Annotated in this window: 12 protein-coding genes; 10 read left to right on the forward strand and 2 right to left on the reverse strand. The window is 54.4% G+C overall.

All coding sequences use genetic code 11. The annotated features are described in order from the left end of the window. Positions 1-230 precede the first annotated feature (230 nt). The 8 genes from gltB (C9I98_RS14315) (at position 231) to C9I98_RS14350 (ending at position 15841) form a co-directional block, all read left to right on the forward strand. Positions 231-4778 (forward strand): glutamate synthase large subunit, encoded by a 4548-nt coding sequence (gene gltB, locus C9I98_RS14315; RefSeq protein WP_036822947.1) that lies wholly within the window; start codon positions 231-233, stop codon positions 4776-4778. After that, on the forward strand, positions 4771-6243 hold the full coding sequence (locus C9I98_RS14320; RefSeq protein WP_107272127.1) for a glutamate synthase subunit beta: 1473 nt from the start codon (positions 4771-4773) through the stop codon (positions 6241-6243). The genes gltB (C9I98_RS14315) and C9I98_RS14320 overlap by 8 nt, the downstream gene beginning before the upstream one ends. A 392-nt stretch (positions 6244-6635) precedes the next feature. Beyond that, a complete protein-coding gene (gene gltB, locus C9I98_RS14325) occupies positions 6636-11099 on the forward strand; it encodes a glutamate synthase large subunit (protein WP_036824571.1) in 4464 nt (1487 codons plus the stop codon). A 12-nt stretch (positions 11100-11111) separates the two neighbouring features. Then, positions 11112-12524, forward strand: coding sequence for an FAD-dependent oxidoreductase (locus tag C9I98_RS14330; RefSeq protein ID WP_107272128.1), 1413 nt, complete (start codon positions 11112-11114; stop codon positions 12522-12524). Between the two features lie 103 nt (positions 12525-12627). After that, the gene (gene mtnN, locus C9I98_RS14335; protein ID WP_036827204.1) at positions 12628-13326 is read left to right on the forward strand and encodes a 5'-methylthioadenosine/S-adenosylhomocysteine nucleosidase; all 699 of its coding nucleotides are present in this window, start codon (positions 12628-12630) and stop codon (positions 13324-13326) included. Beyond that, positions 13326-14282 (forward strand): cobalamin biosynthesis family protein, encoded by a 957-nt coding sequence (locus C9I98_RS14340; protein ID WP_107272129.1) that lies wholly within the window; start codon positions 13326-13328, stop codon positions 14280-14282. Before mtnN ends, C9I98_RS14340 begins: the two co-directional genes overlap by 1 nt. After that, positions 14283-15113 carry a vitamin B12 ABC transporter substrate-binding protein BtuF gene (gene btuF, locus C9I98_RS14345; protein ID WP_081879102.1) on the forward strand — a complete coding sequence of 277 codons (831 nt, stop codon included), beginning with the start codon at positions 14283-14285 and terminating at the stop codon, positions 15111-15113. A gap of 116 nt (positions 15114-15229) precedes the next feature. Then, on the forward strand, positions 15230-15841 hold the full coding sequence (locus C9I98_RS14350) for a TRIC cation channel family protein (protein WP_036829477.1): 612 nt from the start codon (positions 15230-15232) through the stop codon (positions 15839-15841). 81 nt (positions 15842-15922) lie between these two features. Here the strand turns inward: C9I98_RS14350 and tyrS are convergent, their stop codons facing one another. Further along, positions 15923-17110 (reverse strand): tyrosine--tRNA ligase, encoded by a 1188-nt coding sequence (gene tyrS, locus C9I98_RS14355; protein WP_036828383.1) that lies wholly within the window; start codon positions 17108-17110, stop codon positions 15923-15925. A 128-nt stretch (positions 17111-17238) separates the two neighbouring features. Here tyrS and shyC point away from each other — a divergent pair, with 128 nt between their 5' ends. After that, entirely contained in the window at positions 17239-18558 is a 1320-nt protein-coding gene (gene shyC / locus C9I98_RS14360) for a peptidoglycan DD-endopeptidase ShyC (protein ID WP_107272130.1), read from the forward strand. 77 nt (positions 18559-18635) lie between these two features. Here shyC and erpA read toward each other — a convergent pair whose 3' ends face one another. After that, positions 18636-18977: an iron-sulfur cluster insertion protein ErpA gene (gene erpA / locus C9I98_RS14365; protein WP_036825919.1), complete on the reverse strand. Its 342-nt coding sequence runs from the start codon at positions 18975-18977 to the stop codon at positions 18636-18638. Between the two features lie 229 nt (positions 18978-19206). Here erpA and hemL point away from each other — a divergent pair, with 229 nt between their 5' ends. Next, the gene (gene hemL / locus C9I98_RS14370) at positions 19207-20502 is read left to right on the forward strand and encodes a glutamate-1-semialdehyde 2,1-aminomutase (protein ID WP_036825917.1); all 1296 of its coding nucleotides are present in this window, start codon (positions 19207-19209) and stop codon (positions 20500-20502) included. Positions 20503-20782: the final 280 nt, after the last annotated feature.

The following is a 20782-nucleotide window of genomic DNA, read 5'->3' on the forward strand; positions in this document are numbered from 1 at the left end:
AATTCAGAGTGATATATGTCGCAGCCCTTCAAAAAAGTAGTCCTTTCGCATACCAGAGCGAGAGTGCCACAGAATTTCGTTTGCTTGTGATATTGAACATCACCCGACTGCAAACACCATTATCGACCGCCGGACAGGAGTCCATTACAGGCTGTCGGTGATGCCAAAACAAAATTAGGGATAACTCAGATGCCTGGATCGGCGTCTGTTGAAACTGGAAGGAAGTATCTATGACAGATCAAGAGCTGAATGCTCAGGGACTTTATGTGCCTGAATTAGAGCACGATGCCTGTGGTATCGGCTTTGTGGCCCACTTGAAGAACCGCAAATCCCATGAAATCGTCACCCAAGCCCTTGATATGCTTGCACGGATGGAACACCGTGGAGGCCAAGGCTGTGACCCTTGTAGTGGTGATGGTGCCGGTATTCTGCTGCAAAAACCCCATGAGTTTCTTCTTGAAGAAACCGTCAAGCAAGGTATCCGCCTGCCGGGCTTCGAGCAATACGGTGTGGGTGTGGTGCTATTCCCTAAAGACGAATACAAACGCCAGCAGTGCCGCGATATTCTAGAGCGCAATGCCAAACGCCTTGACCTAGAAGTGATCGGCTACCGTGTGCTACCTGTCGACAACTCGATGATTGGTGACGATCCGCTGAGCACCGAGCCGCAGTTCGAGCATGTATTCATCACCGGTGGTGCCAACCTTGACCCGGCCGAGCTAGAGCGCAAGCTATACGTATTGCGTAACTATACCGTTCGCGTATGCCTGGAAAGCATCTCGAACATCGGCGACGATTTCTACATTAACTCTCTGTCATACAAGACATTGGTGTACAAAGGCCAGCTAACCACAGAGCAAGTGCCTCAGTACTTCCTAGATTTACAAAACCCGTCGATGGTAACGGCGCTGGCGTTGGTGCACTCTCGCTTCTCGACCAACACCTTCCCTAAATGGCGCTTAGCGCAGCCTTTCCGTTACATTGCCCACAACGGTGAAATCAACACGGTTCGCGGTAACCTGAACTGGATGAAGGCCCGTGAAGCCATTCTTGAATCTGAGCTATTCAGCCAGCAAGAAATCGACATGCTATTGCCTATCTGCCAGGAAGGCAGCTCGGATTCATCCAACTTCGACATGGCGTTGGAGCTATTGGTGCTGTCCGGCCGCAGCCTGCCGCATGCGCTAATGATGCTGATCCCTGAGGCTTGGCAAGAAAACAAGAACATGGATCCGAAGCGCCGCGCCTTCTACCAGTACCATGCCAACGTGATGGAACCATGGGATGGCCCGGCATCCGTATGTTTCACCGACGGTGTCCAGGTAGGTGCAACCCTTGACCGAAACGGCCTGCGCCCATCGCGCTACACCGTGACCAAAGACGACTTCCTCGTCATGGCATCGGAGTCTGGCGTGGTTGAAATTGAGCCGGAAAACGTCCAGTTCCGCGGCCGCCTGCAACCAGGCCGTATCTTCGTTGCCGACCTAGAGCAAGGTCGCATCATTTCCGACGAAGAAGTCAAAGACTCTATCGCTTCGGCCCAGCCTTACGAGCAGTGGGTGAAAGACAACCTGCTAACGCTAAAGAGCCTGCCAGAAGCAGACAACATGCACCACCAGCCAACGCCAGAACGCCTGCTGCACCACCAGCAAGCATTCGGTATGAGCTCGGAAGAAGTCAATGACATCATCGTACCGCTGGCGAAAACAGGCTATGAGCCACTAAGCGCCATGGGTGCCGACTGGCCGCTGGCTGTGCTGTCGCACCAGTCGCAGCACCTGTCCAACTACTTCAAGCAGTTGTTCGCCCAGGTAACCAACCCGCCGATCGACCCGATCCGCGAGCGTATGGTTATGTCGCTGAACACCTACCTAGGTAAAGATCAGAACCTATTAACAGAAACCCCTGAGCACTGCCAGAAGGTTGAGATTGAGTCGCCGGTACTCAGCAATGCCGAGCTGGAAAAACTGCGTGCCATCGATAACGAGCACCTGCAGGCCAAAACGCTGGATATCGTGTTCCGTGCCAGCGGCGAAGACGGCAAGCTAGAGCGCGCCCTGAAGCGTATCTGCCAGTACTCGGAAGATGCGGTTAACGACGGCTACTCGATCATTATCCTGACCGACCGCGCGGTAAACTCCAACCATGCTGCCATCCCGGCAATGCTGGCGGTGGGTGCGGTTCACCACCACCTGATCCGCAAAGGCCTGCGTGCCAAGTGTGACATCGTGGTTGAAACCGGTGATGCGCGTGAAACCCACCACTTTGCAACCTTGGTGGGCTACGGTGCCAACGCGGTTAACCCGTACTTGGTCACCGAAACCATCGTTGACCTACAGCGCAAGCGTAAGCTTGACCCGCAAACGCCAACCGAAGAGTTGTTCAACAACTACCGCAAGGGTGTGAACAGCGGCCTGTTGAAGATTTTCTCCAAGATGGGTATCTCAACGCTGCAGTCCTACCACGGTGCACAAATCTTTGAAGCATTGGGGATCAGCAAGTCTGTGGTTGATAAGTACTTCACCGGTACCGTTTCGCGTATCCAGGGCCTGACCATTGATGATATCGCCAAGGAAGTATTGGTTCGCCACCGCCTTGGCTACCCGACACGTGAAGTGCCTATCCAAATGCTGGATGTCGGTGGTGTCTACCAGTGGAAGCAGCGTGGTGAAAAACACCTGTTCAACCCAGAAACCATTTCATTGCTTCAGCAGTCGACCCGCGGCAAGGACTATGCTCAATTCAAAGAGTACGCCCAAGCTGTCGATGCCCAGGGCGATGACGCAGCCACTCTGCGTAGCCAACTTGATTTTATCAAGAACCCAACCGGTTCAATCCCGTTGGCAGAGGTTGAGCCTATCGAGAGCATCCTCAAGCGTTTTGCCACCGGTGCAATGAGCTTCGGCTCTATCTCGTACGAAGCTCACTCGACCCTGGCGGTAGCAATGAACCGCATCGGCGCCAAGTCGAACTCGGGCGAGGGCGGCGAAGATCCGGCTCGCTTCGAGAAGAATGACAACGGTGACTGGGAGCGCTCTGCTATCAAGCAGGTAGCATCAGGCCGCTTCGGTGTAACCTCTTACTACCTGACCAACTCTGATGAAATTCAGATCAAGATGGCGCAGGGTGCGAAGCCGGGTGAAGGTGGTCAGCTACCAGGCGACAAGGTTGATGACTGGATCGGCGCGACGCGTCACTCGACCCCAGGTGTCGGCTTGATTTCGCCACCGCCACACCACGATATTTACTCTATCGAAGACTTGGCACAGCTGATCTACGATCTGAAAAACGCCAACCGCGCAGGCCGCGTCAACGTCAAGCTGGTATCGGAAGCCGGTGTCGGTACGATTGCCTCAGGTGTTGCCAAGGCGAAGGCCGACGTTGTGCTTATCGCAGGCTTCGACGGCGGTACGGGTGCATCTCCGATGTCGTCTATCCGTCACACGGGTCTGCCTTGGGAGCTAGGTCTGGCTGAAACCCACCAGACGCTACTGAAGAACGGCCTGCGTAACCGTATCGTTGTACAGACCGACGGCCAGATGAAAACCCCGCGTGACCTTGCTGTCGCCACCCTACTGGGTGCCGAGGAGTGGGGCGTGGCAACAGCCGCCTTGGTGGTTGAAGGCTGTATCATGATGCGTAAGTGTCACAAGAACACTTGCCCGGTGGGTATCGCAACCCAGAACAAGACTTTGCGTGAGCGCTTCGACGGTCGTGTCGAAGACGTGGTGACTTTCTTCCAGTACATGGCTGAAGGCCTGCGTGAAATCATGGCTGAGCTAGGCTTCCGTACGGTTGACGAAATGGTTGGTCAATCGCATAAGCTGAAGATCCGCGAAGACATCGGCCACTGGAAGTACAAGAACCTCGATCTAAGCCCTGTGCTATTTATCGAGCCTGCCCGTGAGGAAGACGGTGTTTACAACCAGCGCGAGCAGAACCATAACCTTGAAGCAGTACTGGATCGCAAGCTAATTGAAGCGGCGGCCCCTGCGCTGTACGAAGGCAAGCAAGTGGATGCCGAGTTTGACATCATCAACACCGACCGCAGTGCCGGTACTATGCTGTCGAATGAAATCTCTAAGATTTACAAAGACAAAGGCTTGCCACAGCCAATGAACGTTAAGTTCAAGGGCTCGGCGGGACAGAGCTTCGGCGCCTTCTTGGCCAAGAACGTTAAGTTCGAAGTGGAAGGTGATGCCAACGACTACTGGGGTAAGGGCCTATCGGGCGGTACGCTAGTGCTTTACCCGGATGCCAAGTCTGACATTATCCCAGAAGACAACATCGTAGTGGGTAACGTATGTTTCTACGGTGCCACATCAGGCGAGTCATACATCCGCGGTATGGCGGGTGAGCGCTTCTGTGTGCGTAACTCTGGCGCCAAGGTGGTTGTTGAGGGCGTGGGCGACCACGGCTGTGAATACATGACTGGCGGTGTCGCCGTTATCCTGGGCCAGACAGGCCGTAACTTTGCCGCGGGCATGAGTGGCGGTGTGGCTTATGTTTGGGATCAGTTCGAAGACTTCGATACCAAGCTAAACCCTGAGTTGGTCGACCTAGACCCAATCGAGCAGGAAGACAAAGATCTGCTGCGCGACATGCTAACCAAGCACGTTGAACTCACCGGCAGTACTGTTGCAGAAACCTTCCTATCTAACTTCGAGGCGAACCTTGAGAAGATGGTGAAAGTGATGCCAAGGGATTACAAGGCAGTACTACAAAAGCGCAAGACAGAAGCAGAAAACAAGGAAGAGTTGGAGGCCGTCAATGGGTAAGCCTACTGGATTTTTAGAGTTTGGCCGTGAGCTGCCAAAGAAGTTAGAGCCTAGCGTTCGAATTCAGGACAACAAGGAGTTTGTCCTGAACGAAGAATTCGGCGATAAGATCAATACACAGGCTTCACGCTGTATGGATTGTGGCGTTCCTTTCTGCCACAACTCATGCCCGATCGGGAACATTATTCCCGAGTTTAACGATGCAGTTTACCGCGATAGCTGGGAAGAAGCGTGGAACATCCTGAGTTCGACCAACAACTTCCCGGAGTTTACCGGTCGTGTTTGCCCAGCCCCTTGTGAGAGCGGCTGTGTACTGGGTATCAACCAAGACCCAATCACGATTTGTAATATCGAGAAAACCATTGTTGAAACCGCGTACCGCGAAGGGTACGCGAAACCGAAAACACCACGCTCGCGCACAGGTAAAACAGTCGCGATCATCGGCTCGGGCCCTGCGGGCCTAGCCGCGGCCGAGCAGCTAAACAGTGCCGGCCACTGCGTAACGGTGTTTGAGCGCGACGAAAAAGTGGGTGGCCTGCTTCGCTTCGGGATCCCGGATTTCAAGCTTGGCATGGATGTTATCGACCGTAAGATCAACCTAATGGCAGAAGCGGGCATCAAGTTCGAAGTCAACGCCCACGTTGGTGTTGATATCAACGCCCAGCAACTTCGCCAAGACTTTGATGTTGTGCTGCTAACCGGTGGCTCTACCGTGCCGCGTAACCTGCCAATCCCGGGCCGCGAGCTGAAAGGTGTTCATTTCGCCATGGAATTCCTGGCGCAGAACAACCGTCGTGCCAACGACATGGATCTGAAAACCGAAGAAATCCACGCCAAAGACAAGCATGTGGTTGTTATCGGCGGTGGTGATACGGGCTCTGACTGTGTGGGTACCTCCAACCGCCACGGTGCTGCCAGCATTACCCAGGTTGAGATCATGCCGATCCCGCCGGAGAAGCGTCCAGCCAACCAGCCATGGCCGTCATACCCGATGATCATGAAAACCTCGACGTCGCACGAGGAAGGTTGTGAGCGCCATTGGAATATCTTGACCAAAGAGTTCATTGGCGACGAGGCGGGCAACGTCAAAGCACTGCGTATCGCTGACATCCAGTGGGAAGAAGCCAAGGCCGGCGAGCGTCCGAACTTCACCGAGGTGGCAGGCTCTGAGCGTATCATCCCTTGTGATATGGCCTTCCTGGCAATGGGTTTCCTACACCCTGAGCCGACAGGTGTCCTTGCCCAACTTGATATCAAGTTGGACGAGCGTGGCAATGTGGCAACCCAAAGCTTTGCAACCAACCAGAAAGGCGTGTTTGCGGCAGGCGATATGCGTACCGGCCAGTCTCTGGTGGTACGTTGTATCAACGAAGGCCGTGAATGTGCCCGTGAAATCGATGACTTCCTGATGGGTAACACCAACCTGGAAGCCAAGGCAGATTCGCTGATGCTTTCGAATGCCTAACCGCGCCCTTTGCAAACAGGCAAATAGGTAGATAGGCAAATAGCACAAACACCAAGCCGGCTCCGATGAGCCGGCTTTTTATTTCGTCAAACGTCCCTGCCCTACATTTATCCTCCTCCTGCCCTCTCCATAGTGCCAAATGGGATCTCACTCGCGATATTACTTAATGGTACTGAGACCCGAGATGTTAAACACTCGGTGAAAGTTTGACCTTTTTGTAAATACTCGTTAACTTGAAAGGTCGCTGGAAGCACATAAATATCGATAGCCGTACCCTATACGCGCAAAAAAATATCAAAGGAAACAGTGCTGAGGTAAGTTCTCGATAGCCAGGATGGCCATCAAAAATGCAGTAAAACTGCTTAATCAGGCAGAAGCAAGGGAGAGTTGCAATGACGCTGTATGACCCAATGCTAGACAAAGATAACTGTGGCTTTGGATTAATTGCCCACATAGAAGGGGAAACCAGCCACAAATTAGTACGAACTGCTATTTCGGCACTGGATCGCATGACCCACCGGGGCGGGATAGCAGCCGATGGCAAGACCGGCGATGGCTGCGGCCTGCTAATGAAAAAACCCGATAGCTTCTATCGCATTGTCGCCGAAGAAAAAGGCTGGAAGCTATCGCGCGAATTTGCCCTTGGCATGATCTTTCTTAGCCAAGACCCGGTACGCGCCGAACAAGCCCGCACCATCATTAACGAAGAGCTGGCAAAGGAAACCCTGTCCTTGGTTGGCTGGCGTGAAGTCCCGATCAACCCACAGGTGCTCGGTCCGATTGCAACCGAAACACTGCCGACCATCGAGCAAGTCTTCGTCAATGCCCCTGCCGGCTGGAAGCCGCGTGACATCGACCGCCGTCTCTATATCGCCCGCCGCCGCATTGAAAAACGTATCACCCAAGATCCTGACTTTTATATCTGTAGCCTATCAACCCAAGTGACGGTTTATAAAGGGCTGTGTATGCCTGCCGACTTGCCCCGGTTCTACCTAGATCTGGGCGACATCAGGCTAGAATCATCTATCTGTTTGTTCCACCAGCGCTTTTCAACCAACACCCAACCCCGCTGGCCGCTGGCTCAACCTTTCCGCTACCTGGCGCACAATGGTGAAATCAACACTATCGCCGGTAACCGCCAATGGGCACGGGCACGTGCCTACAAGTTTTCCTCGCCGTTGCTACCGGATTTGCCAACCGCCGCGCCGTTTGTCAACGAAACGGGCTCCGACTCATCGAGCCTCGACAATATGCTTGAGCTGTTCCTGTCCGGCGGTATGGATCTGTTCCGAGCCATGCGAATGCTGGTGCCGCCTGCGTGGCAAAACCACCCGGATATGGATCCGGAGCTGCGGGCATTTTATGACTTTAACTCCATGCACATGGAACCTTGGGACGGCCCCGCTGGCATCGTGATGTCTGACGGCCGCTATGCCGCGTGTAACCTTGACCGCAACGGCTTGCGCCCTGCCCGCTACGTGATCACCAAGGACAAGCTGATCACCCTGGCTTCTGAAGTCGGTATTTGGGATTACGCCCCCGATGAAGTGGCAGAAAAAGGCCGGGTCGGCCCGGGGGAGTTGTTGGTCATTGATACCAAGTTCGGCAAAACGTGGCACTCCAAGGACATCGATAATGAGTTGATGAGCCGCCATACCTACAAAGATTGGATGGATAGCCATGTTAAGCGGCTGATCCCCTTCGAGGATTTGGGCGACGAACAAGTCGGTAGCCGTTCGCTGGACGATCACGAGCTTAGCACCTACCAAAAACTGTATGGCGTCAACCGCGAAGAACTCGACCAAGTCTTGCGGGTGATCGGCGAAAACGGCCAAGAGGCAACCGGGTCTATGGGCGACGATGCCCCTATGGCCGTCCTCTCCTCGAAAGAGCGTGCCGTCACCGACTATTTCAGGCAGATGTTTGCTCAGGTGACCAACCCGCCAATCGACCCGCTTCGCGAAAAGCACGTGATGTCGCTGGCAACCTGTATCGGCCGCGAAATGAACGTGTTCAACGAAACCGACGGCCACGCCTACCGCGTTGCCTTCGGCTCGCCGGTGTTGCTGTATTCGGATCTGGTTCAGCTGCTCGAGTTGGATAACCAGCACTACCGCAACAGCATTGTCGACATCAACTTCGACCCAAGCGAAAAAGATCTCCAGCAGGCAATTATTGATGTTTGCGATCAAGCCGAGCGCTTGGTGCAAAATGGGACCGTGCTGCTGGTGTTGTCCGACCGTGGCATCAACCCTGGCAAATTACCCATTCCGGCAGCCATGGCTGTCGGTGCGGTACAAAACCGGCTGGTGGAAAGAAACCTCCGTTGCGATGCCAATATCGTGATTGAAACCGCCACCGCCCGCGATCCGCACCAGTTTGCCGTCTTGCTTGGCTTCGGGGCGACGGCGGTTTACCCGTACCTTGCCTACGAGTCGCTCGGCAAGCTGATTGATAGCGGCGCGATCTCCAAGCCATACCGCGAGGTCATGGCGAACTTCCGCAACGGGATCAACAAAGGACTGTATAAAATCATGTCCAAGATGGGGATCTCGACCATCGCCTCCTACCGCTGCTCGATGCTGTTCGAGGCCGTTGGCCTTAGCGACGAGGTGATCGACCTCTGCTTCAAGGGCGTTTCCAGCCGTATTCAAGGCGCCGGCTTTGCCGACTTCCAACAGGACTTGTTCAACCTCAACCGCCGTGCCTGGCTCAAGCGCAAGCCCATCGAGCATGGCGGCCTGTTGAAATATGTCCACGGCGGTGAATTCCACGCCTATAACCCGGATGTGGTTGGCACGCTACAAAAAGCGGTTAAATCGGGCGATTACCAGGATTACCTCGCCTTTGCCCAGCAAGTAAACGAACGCCCCGTCGCGGCCATTCGTGACTTGCTGGCGCTGAAACAGTCGGACAGCCCAATTGACATTGAGCAGGTTGAAGCCGCCACTGAATTGTATAAGCGCTTTGACTCCGCAGCGATGTCGATTGGCGCCCTCAGCCCGGAAGCGCACGAGGCATTAGCCATTGCCATGAACCGCCTTGGCGGTTTCTCAAACTCCGGCGAGGGCGGCGAGGATCCCCGCCGCTTCAATAGCGAGCGCAACTCGCGGATCAAGCAGGTTGCTTCCGGTCGGTTCGGGGTGACCCCACATTACCTGGCCAATGCCGATGTCATCCAGATCAAGGTCGCCCAAGGGGCAAAACCCGGCGAAGGCGGCCAGTTACCGGGCCACAAGGTCACCACCGAAATCGCCAAGCTTCGCTACGCGGTACCCGGCGTAACCCTGATTTCACCCCCACCGCACCATGATATTTACTCGATTGAAGATCTCGCCCAGCTGATTTTCGACCTCAAGCAGGTCAACCCATCGGCGATGGTCTCGGTCAAATTGGTGTCCGAGCCGGGTGTCGGCACCATCGCCACCGGCGTTGCCAAGGCTTATGCCGATCTGATCACCATCTCCGGTTACGACGGTGGTACCGGTGCCAGCCCGCTCACCTCGGTGAAGTATGCCGGTAGCCCGTGGGAACTCGGCCTGGCCGAAACACAGCAGGCACTGGTTGCCAACGGCCTTCGCCACAAGATCCGCTTGCAGGTCGACGGGGGGCTTAAAACCGGGCTTGATGTTGTTAAGGCTGCAATCCTCGGCGCCGAAAGCTTCGGCTTCGGTACCGCCCCAATGGTGGCTTTGGGCTGCAAATACTTGCGGATCTGCCACCTCAACAACTGTGCGACTGGGGTCGCGACACAGGACGAAACCCTGCGCCGGGATTTCTTCAAGGGCTTGCCCGAGCAAGTCATGAATTACTTTGTTGGCCTCGGGGAAGAAGTACGGGAGCTGCTTGCCCAGCTAGGGGTAGAAAAGCTCACCGACTTGATTGGCCGAACAGATTTGTTCGAGGTGCTCGAGGGCTTCACCGCCAAGCAGAGCAAGCTCGACCTATCGCCTATCCTGGCAACGGCTACGCCGCTGGCGGGCAAAACCCTCTATTGCAGCGAGCCGAATACGCCTTTCGACGATGCCAAGCTCAGCGCCGAGCTGCTTGAACAGGCACTGCCTGCGATTGACCAGCGCAGCGGCATGGATATCTACCGCGAGATCCGCAATACCGACCGCTCTGTCGGTGCCCGCTTGTCTGGCGAAATTGCGTTACGTTACGGCAACCAGGGAATGGCGGCGAGCCCAATCAACCTCCACCTTACCGGCACGGCCGGCCAATCCTTCGGGGTTTGGAATGCGGGCGGCCTGAATTTATACCTGACAGGCGATGCCAACGACTATGTCGGCAAGGGGATGACCGGGGGCGAAATCATCATCCGCCCACCGCAAGGTTCGGCCTTTAAGTCCAGCGACGCCACCATCATCGGCAATACCTGCCTATACGGGGCAACCGGCGGCAAGTTGTTCGCAGCCGGCAAGGCTGGCGAGCGCTTTGCGGTACGCAACTCAGGCACCGTCGCCGTGATCGAGGGAGCCGGTGATAACGCTTGCGAGTATATGACTGGCGGTATCATCGCCATTCTAGGCAAAACCGGGGTTAACTTCGGCGCGGGGATGACCGGCGGCTTTGCCTATATCCTCGATGAAGACGGCGATTTTGCCGGGCGCGTGAACCAAGAGCTGGTTGAGGCAATCCCGCTGGAAGATCTTAAAATCCACCAGGAGCACCTGCGTGGCCTGATCGACCAGCACCTCGAGCAAACGGGCTCAGACCGGGCGCAGGAGATCTTGGCTGAATTCGATGCTTGGATCCCGCGTTTCTACCTTGCCAAGCCGAAATCAGCGGATGTTAACACCCTGCTCGGCCACCAAAGTCGCTCGTCTGCCGAGCTACGCGTTCAAGCACAATAGGGAGGGAAACCGATGAGCCAGAACGTATACCAGTTTATTGATGTTGCGCGGATCGACCCACCCAAGAAGCCGCTCAAGGTACGTAAGATAGAATTTGTCGAGATCTACGAACCGTTTACCAAGCAGCAGGCCAGCGCCCAAGCCGACCGCTGCTTGGATTGCGGCAACCCATACTGCGAGTGGAAGTGTCCGGTTCATAACTACATTCCCCAATGGCTGAAACTTGCCAACGAGGGACGGATCATCGAAGCCGTGGAACTGTCCCACCAAACCAATACCCTGCCGGAAGTCTGTGGTCGGGTTTGCCCGCAGGACAGGCTGTGCGAAGGGGCTTGTACCCTAAATAGCGACTTTGGCGCCGTCACTATCGGCAATGTCGAAAAATACATTACCGATAAGGCGTTCAAGATGGGATGGAAGCCCGACATGTCACATGTCGAGTGGACCGATAAGAAAGTGGCCATTATTGGTGCCGGCCCGGCGGGGCTGTCTTGTGCCGATATTTTGGTGCGCAACGGCGTAAAACCCGTGGTGTTCGATCGCTACCCAGAAATTGGCGGCCTGCTGACGTTCGGTATCCCGTCGTTCAAGCTGGAAAAAGAGGTCATGATCAACCGTCGCAAGATCTTCACCGAGATGGGTGTCGAGTTCCGCCTTGATACCGAGGTGGGTAAAGACATTGCCATGGCAGAGCTGATTGCCGACTACGATGCGGTATTCCTCGGGGTGGGCACCTATAAAAATATGCGCGCCGGATTGGAGAATGAAGATGCGCCGGGCGTTTACGATGCACTGCCTTTCTTGATCTCCAATACCTACCAAGTCATGGAGCTCGATACCGATCAAGCTTTCATCGACATGAAGGGCAAGCAAGTCGTGGTGCTCGGCGGTGGCGATACCGCGATGGACTGTGTCCGCACTTCGGTTCGCCAGGGGGCGAAGCATGTAACCTGTGCCTACCGCCGTGACGAGGCCAATATGCCCGGCTCCAAGCGCGAGGTAAAAAACGCCAAGGAGGAAGGCGTCAAATTCATGTTCAACCTGCAACCTGTCGGGCTAGAGCTAGATAGCGCCGGCCACATTTGCGGGGTGAAAATGATCAAAACAGCACTCGGTGAGCCCGATGCCGCCGGCCGCCGGCGCCCCGAGCCGGTTGCGGGCAGCGAACATGTTCTGCCTGCCGATGCGGTGATTATGGCTTTTGGCTTCCAACCCCATGCCATGCCGTGGCTTAGCGAATTCGATGTCGAACTCGACCTGTGGGGACGGGTCAAGGCACCGGAGCACGCCAACTTTGCCTTCCAGACCAGCAACCAAAAGATTTTTGCGGGTGGCGATGCCGTTAGGGGCTCCGACTTAGTGGTCACGGCCATTGACGAAGGGCGCAAGGCCGCGGAGGGGATCCTCGATTATCTTGAGGTATAGCCTTCGCCCTGCTTGGTAATTATCACCTTGCTCATGTTACAATCTGACCATTCGATACGCTCCCGCTCCGGGAGCGTCTTTCACTGTAAAAGAGATCCTATTGATGAAAATCGGCATTATCGGCGCGATGGAACAAGAAGTTGCCATCCTAAAAGATCAACTGGCTAACCGTGAGACGCACAACAAGGCAGGTTGTACATTCTACACCGGTACCCTGAATGGTGCCGATGTTGTCCTACTTCAATCGGGTATCGGTAAAGTGTCTGCCGCGGTAGGTACTGCGGTATTGCTAGAAATCTTCCAGCCGGATGTCGTCCTTAACACGGGTTCTGCCGGTGGTTTCGACAGCAGCCTGAACGTGGGCGATGTGGTTATCTCGACCGAAGTGCGTTACCACGATGCCAACGTGACCGCATTCGGCTATGAGATCGGCCAAATGGCACAGCAGCCAGCGGCATTCCTGTCTGATAGCAAACTGATGGATGTTGCCGAGCAAGCACTGGCTAGCATGGAAAACACCCATGCAGTACGCGGCCTGATCTGTACCGGTGATGAGTTCGTTTGTACCCCTGAGCGCCAAGCCTTTATTCGCGAGCACTTCCCTGCGGTTATCGCGGTTGAAATGGAAGCGGCAGCGATTGCCCAAGCTTGTCACCAGTTCAACGTACCATTTGTTGTCGTTCGCGCGATTTCAGATGTTGCCGACAAAGAATCGCCAATGAGCTTCGACGAGTTCCTACCACTGGCAGCGAAGAGCTCTTCAGTGATGGTCGACAAAATGGTTGAGCTACTGAACCAGTAATGACAGACGCCATTGCACTTGTTACCAGCAACAGCTCCCTGCTCGCGTTGTGGGGGGCGCTGGCTATGCAATGGCTTCTTCCCATCCCGGCCTCACTCCATCCCATCAATATCTGGCAACAACTCGCCACAGCCATTGCCAGCAAGGTCAACAAACTCGACGACAATACCAAGCAGCAGCAGTTTTCCGGCCTTCTTGCCTGGAGCCTAATGTGGCTGACGGTCTTGATATTGTTGGTTTGCCTCTACCAGTTAGTATGGATTGAAACCGCCTTCCACCTTGTTTTACTGTGGCTTGCACTCGATTGGCGCGGCACGGCCAAATTCAGCAAGCGGTTTATTGCCGCCTACAGCCGCGAAAATAAAGCCCAATGTAGACTGCTTCTTGCCGACAAACTCAACCGCCATACCGACAGCTTGTCCCTGTTGGGGTTGGGCAAAGCGGGCGCCGAAACCCAACTGCTCGCTTACGGTCGCTTGGTTGCAGGGGTATTGTTCTGGTATGCCTTGGCCGGCGGGATCGGAGCCATCATGTACCGCCTCGCCGTCGGCCTAGCGCGCGAATGGTCACCCAGCCGCCAGCAATACCGCGCCTTCGGCCAACCGGCAATAAAAATCCTCGCCGTATTGGATATCATCCCGCTCAGGTTGTTTGCCGTTCTTATCAGCCTCGGCCAAAATGCCAAAACCGCCCTGCGCGGACTGGCAAGCCAAGGGGAAAATTGGCTCCTACCCGGCCCTGGCTGGCTGCTGGTCGCAACGGGGCATAAGCTATCGCTGTCGCTCGGCGGGCCGGCTATCTACGATCAGGTGAAAATGGAGCGGCCGCGCATCGGCGGCAAGATTGCCCCTGCGGCTTTGCACTTAGCACAAATCGACCAACTAGCCCGCACCCGCTTGATTGTTTGGGTGTTAATCCAAACCTCGTTACTGATTATCTTCCAAGGAGTCCGCTAAGTGCGCCTCACTGCTTTGTGCCTGTTTACCTTAGGCCTGTTTTCTCATCTCGTCGCCGCCCAACCCGCCGAGCGGATCATCAGCCTGTCACCGCATACCACCGAGCTCGCCTATGCGGCGGGCCTTGGCGATAAGCTGGTCGCCGCCAGCGATTACAGCGATTACCCCGAACAGGCCAAATCACTTGAGCGCGTAGCCAATTACCGCGGGATCAAGCTAGAGCGCATCGTTGCCCTCAAGCCGGATTTGATCTTGGCTTGGCAAGGCGGCAATCCAACCAGGGAGATGGCCCGCCTGGAGCAGCTTGGGTTTGAGGTCTTTTACTCCAACCCGACCACCCTCGACGATATTGCCACCACCGTGGAAACACTCGGCAGGTATGCCGACTCCCCGCAGCAGGCACGGCAGGTGGCCGATGACTTTCGCCAACGCTTGGACGGTTTGCGAAAAAGCAACCTCGACCAGCGCCCGGTTCGCTATTTTTACCAGCTAAGCGCCTCACCGATCATCACGGTTGCCGGTGGCAGCTGGCCAAGCCAGGTGTTCGCCCTGTGCGGTGGCCAAAATATCTTTGCCGATAGCAGTGCCGCCTACCCGCAGGTATCGGCGGAGCAAGTGATTGTCCGCCAGCCGGAAGTTATCTTCGGCACGCCGCATGCCGACACCGAGGTGAGTATTTGGAGCAAGTGGCAAAAGCAGTTGCCGGCGGTGGAAAACGGCCATATATTCACCCTAACCGCAGACTGGCTGAATCGCCCTACGCCGCGGACCATTCTGGCTGTTGAACAGGTCTGTGGTTACTTAGACAAGATAAGAAATAACACCCCGTAACAGGGTGTCAACATTCACTGTGAGTCGCCTCACAAAGCGCTTGTAATGAGTTGTACCGCTGATAATTCGTCGTACAATCTCAGCGACTCTTCACTCATGACCAAACAGGTAACCAAATGCTTATCTATATCCTCGATATGTTCGGCACGGCTGTCTTTGCCGCATCGGGCGTATTACTCGCTGGCCGTCTGCGCATGGATCCCTTCGGTGTTGTTGTGCTTGCCAGTGTAACGGCGATTGGTGGCGGCACCATCCGTGATATGGCATTAGGCGCAACCCCGGTATTTTGGATCACCGATACCAACTACCTGTGGGTGATTTTCGTTACCTGTTTGATCAGCATGATTGCCATCCGCAAGCCCAAGCAAATGCCTTGGTATTTCTTGCCGGTCGCCGATGCCATCGGCTTGGCCGTCTTCGTTGCTATCGGTGTCGAAAAAGCACTGCGCTTTGGCGCAACCCCGATGGTTGCGGTACTGATGGGGGTCATGACAGGCTGCGGCGGCGGGGTGATCCGCGATGTGCTCGCCCGCGAGATCCCAATGGTATTGCGTACCGAAGTTTACGCAACCGCTTGTATCTTAGGTGGTATTGTCCATACAACCGCATTGATGGCCAATGTTGATGCCACCGTTGCCACCGTTGCCGGGATCGTCACTACCTTGACCATTCGCTTGGCGGCAATCCGCTGGCACTTGTCGCTGCCAACGTTTGCCCTGCGCAGCTAGTTTACTGGCACTGTCAAAGCCGCGCTAACAACGAACAATAAAAAAGGCACCCGAGGGTGCCTTTTTCAGATCAAGCCAAAATTACTTTAGCGTGATTCGAGCAAACTTACGCTTACCTACCTGGTAAACCGCAGTGCCAGCGGCTGGAACAAGCTTGGTATCTTCAATCTTGTTGCCATCGATTTTCGCTGCGCCTTGGCGGATCATACGCATTGCGTCTGAAGTCGAGTTAACCAAGCCAGCTTCTTTTAGGATATTACCGATAGCCAGGCCAGCTTCGAAATCAAATTCCGGCATTTCATCCGGCATTGCACCCTTCTGGAAGCGGTTAATAAACTCTTGCTCTGCGGCATCAGCGTCTGCTTCAGAGTGGAAGCGAGCAATGATTTCCTTAGCCAGTAGGATCTTCACATCACGCGGGTTCTTACCATTGGCGATGTCAGTCTTGAACTGCTCGATCTCTTCCAGTGGACGGAAAGACAGGCACTCGAAGTAGTTCCACATCAAGTCATCAGAGATCGACATGATTTTACCGAACATTTCACCCGGCACGTCGTTAACGCCAATGTAGTTATTGGCAGACTTAGACATCTTCTTAACGCCGTCGAGACCGACTAGCAGAGGCATAGTCAGCACAACCTGCGGCTTCTGACCATTCGCTTTTTGCAGTTCACGGCCCATCAGCAGATTGAACTTCTGGTCGGTACCGCCCAGCTCAACGTCAGTCTCCATTGCGACAGAGTCATAGCCCTGAAGTAGCGGGTACATAAATTCATGGATAGCAATCGGACGACCTTCGCTGTAACGCTTCTTGAAGTCGTCACGCTCAAGCATACGCGCAACCGTCTGGTTCGCCGCTAGTCGGATCATGCCTTCGGCACCTAGGTCCGATAGCCAAGACGAGTTGAACGCGATCTTGGTTTTGGCTGGGTCAAGGATCTTAAATACCTGCTCTTTGTAGGTTTCAGCGTTAGCAAGCACATCTTCACGGGTCAGCGGTGGACGCGTGGTGTTTTTACCCGTTGGATCACCAACCATACCGGTGAAGTCACCAATCAGGAAAGTCACGTCGTGGCCCAGTTCCTGGAAAGTACGCAGCTTGTTAAGAATGACAGTATGGCCAAGGTGAATATCCGGCGCTGTTGGATCGGCACCCAACTTAATACGTAACGGACGGTTTTCTTTTAGCTTGGCAATAAGCTCTTCTTCCGGAATCAGCTCATCCACACCACGCTTAATTTCAGCTAATGCTTGTTCAATGCTGGCCATTCTTAGTTCGCTCCCACAGAATTGGCAAAAAAGTAATAATCGAACATCTTACTTGAATAGCGATGTTTTTTGAAACCAGTTAGACTACCCGTTGTCTTATTTTTTCCGAATACGCAAAAAAATCACAAATGCTAGTATCGAAACTCCGCCAGCTGCCCAAGCTTCACCAAACCCTCATTACTGTCATCAGTGCTTTTATGGTGTTGCTGATCCTCTGGCCGAGCTCGGAAAACAATGGACACCCTGACCGAAAATTCGAAATCGGCAAACTCTACCCGCTCGATATTGATCTCGACACTACCCAGCTTAGACCAATGTCGGAAGATGATAAGCCAGCCGTGCCGGCTTTGATCTGGAAGGAGCACACCGTCCAATCGGGTGAAAGCCTGGCCGTGGTTTTTGACCGCGTTGGCTTATCGCCTGGCACCCTGTACCGCCTGGTCAATGCCGACAAGGGCACCAAGACGCTGACCAACCTTCGTCCGGGAGACAAGCTCAAGTTTGGCTTCGACGAAGACAACGAACTCATCCAGTTGACCCAACCGCAAAGCACGACCGACACCTTGGTCGTGACCAAAACAGCCGATGGCTACTACTCCGATATCATCAGCAAAAAAGTCGATACCCAACTGAACTTCGCCCAAGCGGTGATCACCTCAAGCTTCTGGAACGCTGCCGACAAAGCCGGCCTAACGGCCAACCAAATCATGGAAATTGCCGGTATCTTTGGCTGGGACATCGACTTTGCCCTTGATATCCGGGCCGGTGATAACTTCTCGGTGCTATTCGAAGAGCGGCTTATTGAAGGCGAGCCTATTGGCCGCGGCAACATTATTGCGGCAACCTTTACCAACCTGGGCCAAACCTTCACCGCTATCCGCAGCGAAGATGGCAAGTATTATGATCAGGAAGGGCGTGCGATGCGTAAGGCCTTCCTGCGCTCCCCGATCAACTTCCGTTACGTGAGCTCGAACTTCAACCCTCGCCGCCTACACCCGGTTACCGGCCGGGTTCGACCACACCGCGGTACCGACTATGTCGCCCCTGTCGGCACACCGATTTGGGCTGCCGGTGATGGCGTGGTGATGAAATCCGGCTACAACAAATTCAATGGTAACTATGTCTTTATCCGCCATAGCTCCACCTATATCACCAAGTACCTTCACATGACCAAGCGCAGCGTGAATACCGGGCAGCGCGTGAAGCAAGGACAAACCGTTGGTACGCTGGGCGGAACCGGGCGTGTTACCGGCCCCCACCTTCACTACGAATTTTTGGTCAACGGCGTACACAAGAACCCGCGTACGGTGAAATTGCCGCAAGCACAGTCGCTAAAAGGCAAAGAAAAAGCCCGCTTCAAGCAATATGCGAATGAGCGAATGGCGCAATTGAACCAGTTCAGCCAGTTCATTGCCGACAATAGCCCGCTACTCAACAACCGCAGCTAGGCGGCCACCGCCAAACCGCAGGCATAAAAAAGCCGTTCCCTCGGGAACGGCTTTTTTCAACTCAAATGCCGCCGCATTTATACGCTGAACGATGCACCACAACCACAGGTTGTTGTCGCATTCGGGTTGTTTACAAAGAAGCGGGAACCTTCCAGGCCTTCCGTGTAATCAACAGTACCACCGATCAGGTATTGCAGGCTCATTGGGTCTACCACCAGCGTCACGCCGCTTTTTTCAATTGTGGTATCACCTTCATTTACTTTTTCGTCGAAGGTAAAGCCGTACTGAAAGCCGCTACAACCACCACCAGTGATGTAAACACGTAGCTTCAGCTCCGGGTTTTCTTCTTCGGCGATAAGCGTCTTCACTTTATTCGCTGCAACTTCAGAAAAATTCAGCGGCAAATTAGCATCGCTCATTAAAAACCTCTCAAATACACTCGGTCATTACCGTGATTATCTAATACCTGACTATCTCGTTCAAGTATTGACCACCATTGAACACGCCCAGATGGCATTTTAATTCGCTTATTGTTGGCAGATAGTGGTTCCGTTACCCAGTTCACAAGGACTTATTTGAAAGGGAAATAGACCCTAGGTACAATGCCGACAGTTCAAGTCAGACCTTATTTGAGAACAGGACATCAACATGAGCAAGTCAGAAGACTTATTTGCCAAAGCACAACAGACTATTCCGGGTGGTGTTAACTCACCAGTTCGTGCCTTCGCCGGTGTTGGCGGTAGCCCACTATTCATCGAGCGTGCCGACGGCGCTTACATCTTTGATGCCGATGGCAAAGCATACATCGACTACGTTGGCTCATGGGGCCCGATGATCCTAGGTCACAACCATGTTGCGATCCGTGATGCGGTAATCAATGCAGCCCAGCAAGGCCTGAGCTTTGGTGCACCAACCGAAATGGAAATCACCATGGCTGAGCTGGTGTCCAAGCTGGTTCCATCCATGGAGATGGTGCGCATGGTAAGCTCGGGTACCGAAGCGACCATGAGCGCAATCCGCCTTGCTCGTGGCTTCACCAACCGCGATAAAATCATCAAGTTCGAAGGCTGCTACCACGGCCACGCCGACTGCCTATTGGTTAAAGCAGGCTCAGGCGCATTGACGCTTGGCCAGCCAAGCTCACCGGGCGTACCGGCAGATTTTGCCAAGCACACCCTAACTTGCACCTTCAACAACCTGGACTCTGTGCGCGAAGCGTTCGCCGAGCACCCAGAGCAAATCGCTTGTATCATCGTTGAGCCGGTAGCGGGCAACATGAACTGCATTCCGCCAGTACCGGGCTTTTTGGAAGGTCTGCGCGAAATCTGTGACGAGTTTGGTGCCCTGCTGATCCTTGATGAAGTAATGACAGGCTTCCGTGTTTCTCACGGTGGCGCGCAAGGCTACTACAACATCAAGCCGGATCTAACCACGCTGGGTAAAGTCATCGGCGGCGGTATGCCAGTGGGTGCTTTCGGTGGTCGTCGCGAAGTCATGGAATACGTGGCTCCAACCGGCCCGGTTTACCAAGCGGGTACACTCTCTGGCAACCCGATTGCAATGGCAGCTGGCCATGCTTGCCTAAGCGTACTGACCAAAGAAGGTAACGAGCAGCGCCTGGCGCACACCACCCAGCGTTTGGCTGAAGGCTTCCAGCAACTGGCAGACAAGTACGGCATCCCGCTTATGACAAACCAGGTTGGCGCGATGTTTGGCTTCTTCTTTACCGACCAAGATAGCGTGACATGCTACGACGACGTGGCGAAGTGCAATATCGAACGCTTCAAGCGCTTCTTCAACCTGATGCTTGAGAAAGGGGTATACCTAGCACCTTCAGCCTACGAGGCTTGCTTTACTTCGTTGGCGCATGGCGACAAGGAAATTGATGCCACGCTAGAAGCTGCTGAGTTTGCATTTGCAACCTTGGCAAAAGAGGCCGAGTAACCGGTGCTCAAGTAGATATCAAAATGCCGCTCTATGAGCGGCATTTTTTCTTTTACTGCCAGAAAAACAGCGCCAATAGTCCAAGCAATACCAGCACGATAATTGCCAGTGAAGGCTTGCGCTTTTTCTTGCTGTCACAACCGCAGTCGCAGCATCCCATGACACATCTCCCCGTTTACCATTTCTGAGACATGCCACCAAACTCGGGCATTCCCCACTGACCCCTTACTGAATCAAGCTACATTTTAACAAAGCAAGTGATTGCCTCTTGCCAAGGGGG

It is taken from the genome of Photobacterium sanctipauli (assembly GCF_003026495.1).
In the GTDB taxonomy this organism is placed as follows: Bacteria; Pseudomonadota; Gammaproteobacteria; order Enterobacterales; family Vibrionaceae; genus Photobacterium; species Photobacterium sanctipauli.